This window comes from Prochlorococcus sp. MIT 0801 (genome assembly GCF_000757865.1).
Lineage (GTDB): Bacteria > Cyanobacteriota > Cyanobacteriia > PCC-6307 > Cyanobiaceae > Prochlorococcus_B.
In genome coordinates, this window is record NZ_CP007754.1 from 379391 (window position 1) to 392724 (window position 13334).

At 41.3% G+C, this 13334-nt stretch carries 9 protein-coding genes, 2 tRNA genes and 3 rRNA genes; 8 read left to right on the forward strand and 6 right to left on the reverse strand.

Features of this window, described 5'->3' with window-relative positions; all coding sequences use genetic code 11:
* Positions 1-36: 36 nt before the first annotated feature.
* Both petB and petD read left to right on the forward strand, forming a co-directional pair.
* Complete coding sequence (gene petB / locus EW15_RS01980; RefSeq protein WP_038655007.1) at positions 37-693, forward strand: cytochrome b6; 657 nt, start codon at positions 37-39, stop codon at positions 691-693.
* A 62-nt stretch (positions 694-755) separates the two neighbouring features.
* Positions 756-1238, forward strand: coding sequence for a cytochrome b6-f complex subunit IV (gene petD, locus EW15_RS01985; RefSeq protein ID WP_038651293.1), 483 nt, complete (start codon positions 756-758; stop codon positions 1236-1238).
* On the opposite strand, the gene EW15_RS01990 is transcribed toward petD, so the two are convergent.
* On the reverse strand, positions 1235-2686 hold the full coding sequence (locus tag EW15_RS01990) for a glycoside hydrolase 100 family protein (protein ID WP_038651296.1): 1452 nt from the start codon (positions 2684-2686) through the stop codon (positions 1235-1237). The two genes, petD and EW15_RS01990, sit on opposite strands and share 4 nt — an antisense overlap.
* Before the next feature lie 646 nt (positions 2687-3332).
* Between EW15_RS01990 and EW15_RS02000 the strand changes: the two genes are divergently transcribed.
* The 3 genes from EW15_RS02000 to EW15_RS02010 all read left to right on the forward strand — a co-directional run bounded on the left by EW15_RS02000 (position 3333) and on the right by EW15_RS02010 (position 5138).
* Positions 3333-4817 (forward strand): 16S ribosomal RNA (locus tag EW15_RS02000).
* 165 nt (positions 4818-4982) lie between these two features.
* Positions 4983-5056 (forward strand) — tRNA-Ile (locus EW15_RS02005).
* A 9-nt stretch (positions 5057-5065) separates the two neighbouring features.
* A tRNA-Ala gene (locus EW15_RS02010) sits at positions 5066-5138 on the forward strand.
* Positions 5139-5230: 92 nt separating this feature from the next.
* Here the strand turns inward: EW15_RS02010 and EW15_RS11425 are convergent.
* Positions 5231-5392 (reverse strand): hypothetical protein, encoded by a 162-nt coding sequence (locus tag EW15_RS11425; protein WP_225866583.1) that lies wholly within the window; start codon positions 5390-5392, stop codon positions 5231-5233.
* A 52-nt stretch (positions 5393-5444) separates the two neighbouring features.
* Here EW15_RS11425 and EW15_RS02015 point away from each other — a divergent pair.
* A 23S ribosomal RNA gene (locus tag EW15_RS02015) occupies positions 5445-8320 on the forward strand.
* A 90-nt stretch (positions 8321-8410) separates the two neighbouring features.
* A 5S ribosomal RNA gene (gene rrf, locus EW15_RS02020) occupies positions 8411-8527 on the forward strand.
* Together the 16S, 23S and 5S rRNA genes with 2 tRNA genes alongside form the textbook arrangement of a ribosomal RNA operon.
* Positions 8528-8575: 48 nt before the next feature.
* Here rrf and EW15_RS02025 read toward each other — a convergent pair.
* Entirely contained in the window at positions 8576-9424 is an 849-nt protein-coding gene (locus EW15_RS02025; protein ID WP_038651302.1) for a DNA-formamidopyrimidine glycosylase, read from the reverse strand.
* A gap of 14 nt (positions 9425-9438) precedes the next feature.
* A complete protein-coding gene (locus EW15_RS02030; RefSeq protein ID WP_038651304.1) occupies positions 9439-9657 on the reverse strand; it encodes a photosystem I reaction center subunit IV in 219 nt (72 codons plus the stop codon).
* Between the two features lie 201 nt (positions 9658-9858).
* Between EW15_RS02030 and EW15_RS02035 the strand changes: the two genes are divergently transcribed.
* A complete protein-coding gene (locus tag EW15_RS02035) occupies positions 9859-10905 on the forward strand; it encodes a hypothetical protein (protein ID WP_038651306.1) in 1047 nt (348 codons plus the stop codon).
* An 11-nt stretch (positions 10906-10916) separates the two neighbouring features.
* Here the strand turns inward: EW15_RS02035 and EW15_RS02040 are convergent, their stop codons facing one another.
* Both EW15_RS02040 and EW15_RS02045 read right to left on the reverse strand, forming a co-directional pair.
* Positions 10917-11777 carry a LysM domain-containing protein gene (locus tag EW15_RS02040; RefSeq protein WP_038651308.1) on the reverse strand — a complete coding sequence of 287 codons (861 nt, stop codon included), beginning with the start codon at positions 11775-11777 and terminating at the stop codon, positions 10917-10919.
* Positions 11778-11822: 45 nt separating this feature from the next.
* A complete protein-coding gene (locus EW15_RS02045) occupies positions 11823-13202 on the reverse strand; it encodes an aldehyde dehydrogenase family protein (protein ID WP_038651310.1) in 1380 nt (459 codons plus the stop codon).
* Positions 13203-13334 lie beyond the last annotated feature (132 nt).

The window sequence follows — 13334 nt, forward strand, 5'->3', positions numbered from 1 at the left end:
TCGAGTAAGATATTTGAAAGTACAGTGCATAAGTGGATGGCGAAATCTTCACCGGTTTATGACTGGTTCCAGGAACGTCTTGAGATACAGGACATAGCTGATGATGTCACTTCAAAATACGTTCCACCACATGTCAACATTTTTTATTGTCTTGGTGGCATAACACTGGTTTGTTTTTTGATTCAATTCGCGACTGGATTCGCGATGACCTTTTACTACAAACCTACAGTAACTGAAGCTTATAGCTCAGTAAGTTATCTGATGACAGATGTGAGTTTTGGTTGGTTGATTAGATCAGTCCATAGATGGAGTGCCTCAATGATGGTACTCATGCTTATTTTGCATGTTTTTCGAGTTTATTTGACTGGTGGATTTAAAAGACCTAGAGAATTGACGTGGATAACCGGAGTGGTTATGGCAGTAATAACTGTTGCTTTTGGAGTTACAGGGTATTCATTGCCTTGGGATCAAGTTGGTTATTGGGCAGTTAAAATTGTTTCTGGAGTCCCTGCAGCTATTCCAGTTATTGGTGACTTTATGGTTGAACTTCTTAGAGGTGGTGAGAGCGTTGGACAGTCAACTTTGACAAGGTTTTATAGTCTTCATACTTTTGTGATGCCATGGCTATTAGCTGTATTTATGTTGATGCATTTTCTAATGATTAGAAAACAAGGAATCTCTGGTCCGTTATAATTAAAGACATTTAAAATCATTAATTCAAATAACCTCTAATTTTTTTAAACCACCCTTAAACCATGTCTACTCTTAAGAAACCTGATTTAACCGATACAAAATTAAGAGCAAAACTTGCTAAAGGAATGGGTCATAATTATTACGGAGAACCAGCATGGCCAAATGATCTTTTGTATATTTTTCCGGTGGTTATTCTTGGGACGATTGCATGTGTTGTCGGTTTAGCAGTTTTAGATCCTGCATTCCTTGGAGATAAAGCAAATCCCTTCGCAACTCCATTAGAGATTCTCCCTGAATGGTATTTATATCCTGTTTTTCAAATTTTAAGAGTTGTACCTAATAAGTTGCTCGGTATTGCTCTGCAGACACTGATACCTCTGGGTTTAATGATTCTTCCTTTTATCGAAAACATAAATAAATTTGCTAATCCTTTTAGAAGACCAGTAGCCATGACATTATTTTTATTTGGAACTGTTTTGACAATGTATTTAGGTATAGGAGCATGCTTACCAATTGATAAATCTCTGACTTTAGGTTTGTTTTAGAAACTTTCCTCTAAGTCCAACATCAATACATCATCAGGCTCAGCTCTTAACAAATGATGCATTAATAAAAATCCAACAATTGTCCAAGTTTGATAAGTCCTAGATTGTTGTCCTACCCATGTGCCAGTTGGCCCATCAAAATATTCTGCCCATTTCTGTCTTGGAAGTTGATTCAATTGACTCCAATAACATTCTTCAATAAGAGCCCTCATTTGTCCCATGAGTAAAACATCAGCTTTTGGATAACGTTTTGCATGTAGCAGTATAGAAGCACCAAAAAACCATAAAAGACTAGGCCAATGCCCCCCATTGTGATAGCTCCATGGCCAGTTTTTTGGGTCTGAACCTGTTTTGTTTTGCCATTCTTCAACATCCATTGGAGGATGACATATCCTCATTGGCATTTGTGCCATGAGGTGTTCACGATTATGTAGAACTAGACGAAATAATGCTCTCTGTTGCGGTGCTGTCAATACTCCAAACATGCATGCTAATGAATTACCCAAACTGTAAAAACGAAAATCTGGCCTACCAGTCCTTATATTTCCAATAAGGTATCCACCTCTGTTCTCAAGCCAATCCTGAAGCCATGAAGGTACTACTTGGGGTTGGACATTGAATTCATTTTGATGTTGATCTTCACCATATTGCTCTGTAGGCCTTCTTCTAAGAACTTGCATCGTTTTGCTTGTGACCCAATAGTGTTTCAAAAGAAATTGTCGAAGATCATGCACCCACTGACGAGTTAAAACAAGCCTCTGATCAAGCAATCGACTTTTTTGATGTTTTCTGCTTAGTTCCATTAGTTGAATGCAGCTTTTTAAGCATGCATGCAATAAAACCTCTACCTCAAGAGGAGCTCCCCAAACATCCATGGGTCGATCTATCATAAAAGAACAATCTGGTACGAACAAAACGGGATTTCCCTCAAAAGTTGGATGCAAAACTAAATCAAGAAGAAGTTGCACACCTCTTTGAACCTGTTGACTCGTCCCAAAACTCTGATCACCACTTTTTCTCACATACAGCCAACAAAGTATTGGCCACCATAAACTTGCATCAGCAGAGGTGATTCTTCCAATAGATCTCTGACCATAATCAGCTATTAATTTTCCTTTTTCTTCAACAAAACTTGTTGGGAAAACCCCTCGAGTTTGATAAGTGGTACTTTGCAAATCAAGACTTACTGTCAAGAATTTCTTGACTATGTCATATCTTTTTTGAGTTAAGAGATAAATCATTACAGGAACGTTGTCCCTTAAAAAAATTTCTCCGTAATTGAGAGCATCATTCTTTGTTGGATGCTCTAATGCTGCGACACTTCCTGCAATACTTCCAGAAATTTCAATCAGAGTTTTTTCAAAATGTTCTTTAGCTCTGGCAACAACTTTGTCTTCATTCGAGTTGGGACGGACCCTTTGGTGCTGTTGGCTAAAACGTGCGGGCATTAAAATAATCTGTTGCCATCGCTAAAAGCTAGTTATGGCTTACTCCTTTAATATTGATAGTAAGAGGTAAAACATTTCATTTGCAACTTTGTTGCAAGTAAGTACTTCGAGGGTCTAGAATATTCTTCTGCGCAAAAGTTAATCTAGAGCGCACTCAGTTAGCGAAAATTACGAAAGTTTTTTAGTTAAGTGGGAGTTTTACAACATTCGAAGACTAAACCCTTCTGTGATGTAAGCTAAAAAACGGTCGCAAGATCGAAAATGTTCTTGGCTTTTTAAGTCGAAAACATTGCACCTAGACAACTTAAAAGTTTAGGAACTGACGCTTTTATCGCGTCTGGTTCATTAGTGAATCGGATGTATTGCGATAAAGGTGTGAGGTCCCGTCAAAAAGAAATTAGTTGCATGATTTTGTCACTATTTCGAATTGGAGTTTCACGGCTCTATTTTGATATTTGGTGTTACACAGTTAGAGCAACGACGGATCTGAGATCCGGGAAAGTCACGAAGATAAAACTAAGTGCACTCTTTAGAACCCTTATTAAAACTAAGGTGGCAACAATCACAATCAGTACGCCAGTGCTGTTACAAGTGGGAGAAGCAAATCAGACTGAGTAGAAATTATTTTTTACAATAGGGCCTGACTACAACGGAGAGTTTGATCCTGGCTCAGGATGAACGCTGGCGGCGTGCTTAACACATGCAAGTCGAACGAACCTTCGGGTTAGTGGCGGACGGGTGAGTAACGCGTGGGAATCTGCCCTCAGGAGGGGGATAACGGTTGGAAACGACCGCTAATACCCCATATGCCGAGAGGTGAAATGAATTTCGCCTGAGGATGAGCCCGCGTCTGATTAGCTTGTTGGTGAGGTAATGGCTCACCAAGGCATCGATCAGTAGCTGGTCTGAGAGGATGATCAGCCACACTGGGACTGAGACACGGCCCAGACTCCTACGGGAGGCAGCAGTGGGGAATTTTCCGCAATGGGCGAAAGCCTGACGGAGCAACGCCGCGTGAGGGACGAAGGCCTCTGGGCTGTAAACCTCTTTTCTCAAGGAAGAAGATATGACGGTACTTGAGGAATAAGCCACGGCTAATTCCGTGCCAGCAGCCGCGGTAATACGGGAGTGGCAAGCGTTATCCGGAATTATTGGGCGTAAAGCGTCCGCAGGCGGCCCTTCAAGTCTGCTGTTAAAGCGTGGAGCTTAACTCCATCATGGCAGTGGAAACTGATTGGCTTGAGTATGGTAGGGGCAGAGGGAATTCCCGGTGTAGCGGTGAAATGCGTAGATATCGGGAAGAACACCAGTGGCGAAGGCGCTCTGCTGGGCCATTACTGACGCTCATGGACGAAAGCCAGGGGAGCGAAAGGGATTAGATACCCCTGTAGTCCTGGCCGTAAACGATGAACACTAGGTGTCGGGGGAATCGACCCCTTCGGTGTCGTAGCTAACGCGTTAAGTGTTCCGCCTGGGGAGTACGCACGCAAGTGTGAAACTCAAAGGAATTGACGGGGGCCCGCACAAGCGGTGGAGTATGTGGTTTAATTCGATGCAACGCGAAGAACCTTACCAGGGCTTGACATCCTGCGAACCTTTAAGAAATTAGAGGGTGCCTTCGGGAACGCAGTGACAGGTGGTGCATGGCTGTCGTCAGCTCGTGTCGTGAGATGTTGGGTTAAGTCCCGCAACGAGCGCAACCCACGTTTTTAGTTGCCAGCATTTAGTTGGGCACTCTAGAAAGACCGCCGGTGATAAACCGGAGGAAGGTGTGGATGACGTCAAGTCATCATGCCCCTTACGTCCTGGGCTACACACGTACTACAATGCTACGGACAAAGGGCAGCAAACTCGCGAGAGCTAGCAAATCCCATAAACCGTGGCTCAGTTCAGATCGTAGGCTGCAACTCGCCTACGTGAAGTAGGAATCGCTAGTAATCGCAGGTCAGCATACTGCGGTGAATACGTTCCCGGGCCTTGTACACACCGCCCGTCACACCATGGAAGTTGGCCACGCCCGAAGTCGTTACTTTAACCCTTGTGGAGAAGGACGCCGAAGGTGGGGCTGATGACTGGGGTGAAGTCGTAACAAGGTAGCCGTACCGGAAGGTGCGGCTGGATCACCTCCTAACAGGGAGACAATATATTGATTGTGATGTCTAAGTTTTTTATTCTTAGGCCGCAATCCTGTCACCTTAAGGTCGATCGGTACCTCAGATTTTAGAATTATTTTATATTAATTCTTTTATTTCAGTTCCTAAACTTGTCTAGGTCACACCCAACAAAGGTTTCTCCTGGGCCATTAGCTCAGGTGGTTAGAGCGCACCCCTGATAAGGGTGAGGTCCCTGGTTCAAGTCCAGGATGGCCCATTCGTTGTTGGGGGTATAGCTCAGTTGGTAGAGCGCCTGCTTTGCAAGCAGGATGTCAGCGGTTCGAGTCCGCTTACCTCCACTGAAAACTATCCTGATAACTAAAATCTGGAGAAAAATTTGTAGATGTGACTTAGAATTGTCTATTGAAAGAACCTAGCTTCTTATCATCTTTTACATAGTTGATAACATGCTGGGCTCCCATGGTTTAATCCATGAGAATTCAGTAGAACCTTGAAAACTGCATAGATTAGAAAGAATAAAGCATCTCATGGATGCATAATTCTGTTTTTGCAATTTAGCCTTAAAACTAAATTCTTTATTAACAGAATTCATGTTTAATTCTTGAGTAAAAGCCAAGCACAATTAATTTTGTGATTGTATTTAAGGTCAAGCTACAAAGGGCTCATGGCGGATACCTTGGCACACAGAGGCGATGAAGGACGTGGTTACCTGCGATATGTCTCGGGGAGCTGGATACACGCTTTGATCCGGGAATTTCCGAATGGGGCAACCCTTAGAACGGCCAGCTGAATACATAGGCTGGCACGAGCCAACCCAGCGAACTGAAACATCTTAGTAGCTGGAGGAAAGGAAAGTAAATAACGACTCCCTAAGTAGCGGCGAGCGAACGGGGAATAGCCCAAACCGATAGTTTCGACTATCGGGGTTGTGGGACAGAAACGTGGACTAACAAACCTAGAAGAAGCGTTTGAATGGCGCGCCACAGAGGGTGAAAGCCCCGTAATCGAAAGGAGAGTTAGCCTATCTGTATCCCGAGTAGCACGGAGCACGTGGAATTCCGTGTGAATCTGCGAGGACCACCTCGTAAGGCTAAGTACTCCTGTGTGACCGATAGTGAAACAGTACCGTGAGGGAAAGGTGAAAAGAACCCCGGGAGGGGAGTGAAATAGAACATGAAACCATGAGCCTACAAGCAATGGGAGCCCGACTTATCGGGTGACCGTGTGCCTGTTGAAGAATGAGCCGGCGACTTATAGGCACTGGCGGGTTAAACCGAGAATGGTGGAGCCACAGCGAAAGCGAGTCTGAATAGGGCGTTTTGTCAGTGTTTATAGACCCGAACCCTGGTGATCTAACCATGGCCAGGATGAAGCTTGGGTGATACCAAGTGGAGGTCCCAACCGACTGACGTTGAAAAGTCACCGGATGAGCTGTGGTTAGGGGTGAAATGCCAATCGAACCAGGAGCTAGCTGGTTCTCCCCGAAATACGTTGAGGCGTAGCGTCTAGTGCTCCAGCAGGGGGGTAAAGCGACCATTTCGGTGCGGGCTGCGAGAGCGGTACCAAATCGTGATGAACTCTGAATACCCTGTGTGTAACTAGGCAGTCAGACTGTGGGGGATAAGCTCCATAGTCGAAAGGGAAACAGCCCAGACCGCCAGCTAAGGTCCCAAAATCAACACTAAGTGATAAAGGAGGTGGGATTGCCCAGACAACCAGGAGGTTTGCTTAGAAGCAGCCATCCTCAAAGGAGTGCGTAATAGCCCACTGGTCGAGCGATCCTGCGCCGAAAATGAACGGGGCTAAGTGTTGTACCGAAGCTGCGGATTTATTTATAAATGGTAGGGGAGCGTTCTATGTGGGGTGAAGCGTTAGCGTAAGCGGGCGTGGACTTCATAGAAGTGAGAATGTCGGCTTGAGTAGCGAAAACATGGGTGAGAATCCCATGCCCCGAAACCCTAAGGGTTCCTCCGGCAGGCTCGTCCGCGGAGGGTTAGTCTGGTCCTAAGGTCAGGCCGAAAGGCGTAGTCGATGGATAACAGGTCAATATTCCTGTACCAGTTATGTTTTGGGAAGGGGGACGGAGAAGGCTAGCCAATCCAGATGTTGGTTACTGGTTCAAGCGTTCAAGGCTTTGAGGAACGGAGAAAACGTTCTGAGCTGAGGCGTGAGTACGAGCTGCTACGGCAGCGAAGTTGGTGACGTCATGCTTCCAAGAAAATCCCTATACCCGCTAAGGCATAATTGCCAGTACCCGAAACCGACACAGGTGGGGTGGTAGAGAATACCGAGGGGCGCGAGATAACTCTCTCTAAGGAACTCGGCAAAATGGTCCCGTAACTTCGGGAGAAGGGATGCCAGCGCGAGCTGGTCGCAGTGAAGAGGCCCAGGCGACTGTTTACCAAAAACACAGGTCTCCGCTAAGTCGCAAGACGATGTATGGGGGCTGACACCTGCCCAGTGCCGGAAGGTTAAGGAAGCTGGTTAGCGTAAGCGAAGCTAGTGACTGAAGCCCCGGTGAACGGCGGCCGTAACTATAACGGTCCTAAGGTAGCGAAATTCCTTGTCGGGTAAGTTCCGACCCGCACGAAAGGTGTAACGATCTGGGCGCTGTCTCGGAGAGAGGCTCGGCGAAATAGAATTGTCTGTGAAGATGCGGACTACATACACCAGGACAGAAAGACCCTATGAAGCTTTACTGCAGGTTGGTATTGTTCTCGGGCTCTGAATGCGCAGGATAGGTGGGAGACTTTGAAGTAATGCTTTTGGGTGTTACTGAGTCAATGGTGAGATACCACTCTTTCAGAGCTAGAGATCTAACGTTTACCCGTTATCCGGGAAACGGACAGTATCTGCTGGGCAGTTTGACTGGGGCGGTCGCCTCCTAAAAGGTAACGGAGGCGCACAAAGGTTTCCTCAGGCTGGTTGGAAATCAGTCGTCGAGTGCAAAAGCAGAAGGAAGCTTGACTGTGAGACCTACAAGTCGAACAGGGACGAAAGTCGGTTTTAGTGATCCGACGGTTCCGAGTGGAAGGGCCGTCGCTCAACGGATAAAAGTTACTCTAGGGATAACAGGCTGATCTCCCCCAAGAGTTCACATCGACGGGGAGGTTTGGCACCTCGATGTCGGCTCATCGCAACCTGGGGCTGAAGTCGGTCCCAAGGGTTGGGCTGTTCGCCCATTAAAGCGGTACGCGAGCTGGGTTCAGAACGTCGTGAGACAGTTCGGTCCATATCCGGTGTATGCGCAGGAATATTGAGAGGATTTCTCCCTAGTACGAGAGGACCGGGAGGAACGCACCTCTGGTGTACCAGTTATCGTGCCAACGGTAAACGCTGGGTAGCCATGTGCGGAGTGGATAACCGCTGAAAGCATCTAAGTGGGAAGCCCACCTCAAGATGAGTATTCCCATGGTTTAAACCAGTAAGATCACGGGAAGAACACCCGTTGATAGGCTCTACGTGGAAGTCTGGTAACAGATGCAGCGGAGGAGTACTAATAGATCGAGGGCTTGACCTTCTTTTGCTATTATTCGAATTTTTGCTTTATTTTTTCTTGTTATTCTTTAATAATTTCTATGCAGTCTTCAGGGTTCACTAATAACACTATCCTGGTGTTCATGGCGATGTGGAACCACTCCGATCCATCTCGAACTCGGTTGTGAAACGCATCAGCGGCGACGATATTTGGGGGGTTGCCCCCTGAGAAAATAGCTCAATGCCAGGTAAAAATTTTTTAAAAAAGGGTCTTTCGGGACCCTTTTTTAATTAAAAATTATTTTTGGCAAGTAGGACACCAGTGTGTGCTTCTTCCACAGATTTTTTCCCGCAATATCTTTGTTCCACATTTTTTACAATTTTTTCCACTTCTTCTATACACCCAAGCTTGTCCGCCATAATTTCCATCGACCCCCTCTAAATTTCTAAAGTCACTAAAAGTTGTGCCCCCTTCCCCAATACTTATATTTAAGATTTTGACCAGACTATTGCATAGCCTTTTTAATTCATTACTTTTTAAATTTCTACTTTCTGTTTTTGGATTAATCCCAGCATCAAATAATGTTTCATCTGCATATATATTTCCAACCCCAGCAACAGTTTCTTGATCTAATAAAGCAGATTTAATTGAGCGAGTTTTTTTTTTCAAATATTCTTCCAAATAATGACTATTAAAATCAGTACTAAATGGCTCTGGGCCTAATCTTTTAATTCCAGAAACTATCTCTGAAACTGATTTTGTTGAGGGCACGTGCCACATTTGTCCGAAATTCCTAATGTCTATAAAACGGAGTTCTCTTCCTCTCTCCTCCAAAAATCTCACTCTAGTATGGCTGCATGCTAAAACTTCTTTCTCAAGTATTTTAAATTGGCCTGTCATTCTTAAGTGAACAACTAAAAAACCTTTGCTAATTTTTTCTTTTGTAAGGAGGGATCCTATTAAATATTTACCTCTTCTTTCCCAATGACCTAGATAACTATGTTTAACATTATTTATGAAACTTTTTGATCCACCATTACTTGCTATTGAACGTTCTTTTAATACTTCTATTCTCTCAATATAAAAATCATTTAGAAGTTTCTCAAGTCCCTTTCTAACTGTCTCAACTTCAGGTAATTCTGGCACAAAGTATAATACTGCTAAAGTACGGCAGCTTCTAATTCCTTGGCTGAAAATTGACTGGTATTGGCTCCACCATCAACACCGCTAAAAGCTTTGAAATCACATTTATCAAATTTGACAGTTACTGGGTATCTCATTGATGGAGATTTATCTATAGAGACAATTTCTCCAATTTGATTGAACCAGTAAGATTCTTGACGCAAGATGCGAACCTTATCCTTTCTTGCAAAGCTCATCTGATTTACCTAAATTTCTTATTATTATTATCTAACAGAACAGGTTATATTTGTAGATGTGTCACAGACTGTCGCTAGTATTTTAAAAAATCAAATCCCTTTTAAAAGATTTTTTACATTAGACATAAATAATCCATATTGATTTCCGGGCGAATTTTCAATTAGCTTCGAAATGTTAAACCTTTAAAGATTTTATTTTTTGTGATACCACAGCCATCTTTAGACCCATCTTCTCTTAGCTTTGATTTGCCTGATCCTGATCAAGATGACTTGAGTAATATTGATTTCATCAAGAGATTAGAGAATGCATGGTCAATATGTGAGCAGTTTGATTTGCAAACCGAAATTTGGCGAGGAAGAATTTTACGTGTTGTTAGAGATAGAGAAAAGAGAGGTGGGGATGGCAGAGGTTCAGGCTTTTTGCAATGGCTTAGGGAGATGGAAATTAGTAAAAGCAAAGCCTATTCCCTTATCCAACTAGCTGATTCCTCCGATAATCTTGTAGTCGATGGAATACTTGAAGAATCTAGTGTAAATAATTTTTCTAAAAGAGCTTTTATAGAAACAGCACAAGCTGAGCCTGAGATTCAACATATGATTTCTGAGGCTGCTAATGAAGGGAGGGACATAACAAGAAGACAAGTAAAAAGCTTAACTGACCAATTCATGGCTGCAACCAGCACTCTTTTGCCTGATGAAATTAAAGAAAAAACGCAATCAAATTTATTACCAGCAAAGTTTGTGGCGCCATTAGTAAGAGAATTATCCAAGTTGTCGCCTATTCAGCAGGAAGAAATCTGCGAAACTTTAAGAGAAAATCCTGAAATAGATTCAGTAAAAGATATGACGAATACAGCTAAATGGATGGGTAAGTCTTTAGATGCTTCTTTAGCGTTAAGAGCTTTTCAAAATAAGAATTTAAATTTAGATAAAGCTACTCAAGAAGCTCTCAGGTTGGATTCTTTAGGATTGCTTTCAGATGCTTTTGGACAAGCAAAAACTATAGAGAGTTCTATTTTGAAATTCCATTCTGCTTGGAAAAGATTAGAAGGCTTGCAAGAGAGACTATGGGTTGAGTCTGGTAGTAGCACGCCATATTTAAGAGAGCTTTTAGACACACTTCAAACACTCACTGGTTCAACAATAAGAGTTTCTCTTGGAGAACTTTCAGGAGGGAAAAGGTTGAGATTACAACTTGTTGAAGAAGACTCTGAAAGATTGGAACCTCCACCTCTTGAAATCAATTAATAATTAATAATTTATAATTTAAAATCCTGATCACAAAAATCACTAATTAATTTAAATTCAAAATCAGTTTCAGGGAAATACCAGTTTGTCCAGTAAGAATTATTTAATGTATTGTTTAGAGCTCTCTTTGTGCAATTAAGAGCTAAATAGAAAGCTTTATTTTTTTTTGTTTTTGATTGAGCAATATAGTTGCCATCAAAATATGTCCAATCTGACCAATTGATAATTAAAGATCCATATTTTATCCATTTTGAAGGTTTAGGTGTTCTTAATTTCAATTTGAAATTAGGTTTGATTTTGATAGGATAATTTAATTTATTTAAAGTCTTAACTTGTTCAATTGGGATTTTGTGAATATATGCGATAGTTGAAAGATCATCTTTATTGGACGTTTGATGATAAAAAACTTTTTTACTTGCTAATTTAATATTTTCTCTATCGACTACTTTCTTATATGTAGTTCCCTTTGGTAAGAAGATAATCTGATTAAGCTTAAGATAAGAATCATTTTTTAGATTATTCATGGAAATAATATCATTTAGGCTTACGTTGTAATCTCTTGCAATCTTGTAAAGAGTATCCCCTTTGCTTACTTTATAAGTAACATATTCATTGTTTTTGTATTTATCAATCTCTTTATGAGGTATAATTATAACTTCTCCTTCTATTATTTTTGTCGCATCATTGAAATTATTCTTATACATTAGTTCTTTTAAGGTGACTCCATATTCTTTGGATATTTTGAAAAGGGTATCACCACTTTTTGCGATAATCTTTGTCTCTGAATTAACTTTTAAAGTAAATATTGATAAGAGTAATATAATACTATTGATGTAATATAAAATGATAGTTATTTTTATACTTTTGAACATCTCTATACTAAATTGATAATCTATCTTATAGATATTGAATTTACTTTAACCTATTAATTTATTAAGTAAAGATAAATCTAACTTGTATGGAGGGTATCTGAAGTTTAGATCTAGCCAAAAAGGTCTTTTTAGGACTGATTTGTAATGAGTAAAGTTATCAAAACCTGCTTTACCGTGGTATTTTCCCATACCACTTGTTCCTACACCTCCAAATGGCAGTTCAGGTATACCTGCCTGTAAAACAACATCATTAAAACAAACACCTCCTGAAGAGGTCATTGATAGTACTTTCCCTTGTTCCTTCTCACTTCCTCCAAAAAGATATAGAGCAAGGGGTTTAGGCAATAACTTGAAATCTGAGATTGCTTGATCGAGATTTTTAATACTCAAAATAGGTAGCAATGGGCCAAAGAGTTCTTCCTTCATAAGTGGATCATTCCGATTCTCGATTTTGATGAGTGTAGGGCTAATTCTTTTCTCTTTTTCATTGCTATCTCCTCCATAGATTATCTGGTGATTCTTTTTAGCCTGATTTAGTAAATTATTAAGTCTATTAAATTGTTTTTCATTAATAATGCACCCCAGATGTTTTGAATCTAAAGGCGAATTTCCGTAAAAATCATTAATCGAATTTATTAAATTAGAAATTAATGAATCAAAAAGTTTATGCTCAACAAGTAAATGATCCGGAGCAATACATGTTTGACCAGCGTTTAGACTTTTTCCCCATATAACTCTCTTTGCCGTTACCTCTAGATTTGCACCATCGATAACAACAGCTGGGCTTTTGCCTCCAAGTTCTAAAGTTACTGGAGTGAGGTTTCTTGATGCGGCTTCCATTACTTTTTTTCCTATATTTTCTCCACCTGTGAAAAAGACGTGATCAAATTTTCGACTCATTAAATCAGCCGCAATGTTTCCATCTCCTTCAATAACTTGCGCGATCTCTGGGGGGAAATATTCTTCTATAAGTTTTTTTATCAGAGTTGACACGTTAGGTGCATGCTCTGATGGCTTTAAAACAGCAGTGTTCCCAGCAGCTAATGCTCCTACTAGTGGTTGAAGAGTAAGCGAAAAAGGATAATTCCACGGACCAATTATTAAAATACAGCCCAACGGATCTGGCTGGACCAATGCTTGAGCTGGTTTAAGAGAGACAGGCACATTGATTTGCCTTGTCTTCATCCAACTAGATAAATTTTTCTGTGCCAGTTTTATCTCTTGTTTGACAGCAATAATCTCGAAGAACGCCTCTGTGGCTGGTTTTCCTAAATCTTGCCTTAGAGCATTTAAAATGTCTTGTTGATGATTTTCTAATAAATTTGATAAAGAGTTAAGCTGTGCTCTTCTCCATTTCTCATTTCTAGTTTTGCCAGATAGAACTAGATCTTGTAATTGATTAAGTACGAAATTTTCTAATGACATTGTTAATTACGATTTTCAACCCTTCTAACAAAATAAATCATAAGTTGAGGCTAAGGTCTAACGAGGTAGTTCTATGAGCATTTTAACTTAGCCTTTGACTTTTATTTTTTGAAGAGACTCAGTACTTTTTTT

Bases quoted from the DNA above. Each gene is read 5' to 3' on its own strand.
- EW15_RS02045 (WP_038651310.1), bottom strand. From the start codon at position 13,202: ATGTCATTAGAAAATTTCGTACTTAATCAATTACAAGATCTAGTTCTA.
- EW15_RS01990 (WP_038651296.1), bottom strand. From the start codon at position 2,686: ATGCCCGCACGTTTTAGCCAACAGCACCAAAGGGTCCGTCCCAACTCG.
- petD (WP_038651293.1), top strand. From the start codon at position 756: ATGTCTACTCTTAAGAAACCTGATTTAACCGATACAAAATTAAGAGCA.
- petB (WP_038655007.1), top strand. From the start codon at position 37: ATGGCGAAATCTTCACCGGTTTATGACTGGTTCCAGGAACGTCTTGAG.
- EW15_RS11425 (WP_225866583.1), bottom strand. From the start codon at position 5,392: ATGAATTCTGTTAATAAAGAATTTAGTTTTAAGGCTAAATTGCAAAAA.
- EW15_RS02040 (WP_038651308.1), bottom strand. From the start codon at position 11,777: ATGTTCAAAAGTATAAAAATAACTATCATTTTATATTACATCAATAGT.
- EW15_RS02030 (WP_038651304.1), bottom strand. From the start codon at position 9,657: ATGAGCTTTGCAAGAAAGGATAAGGTTCGCATCTTGCGTCAAGAATCT.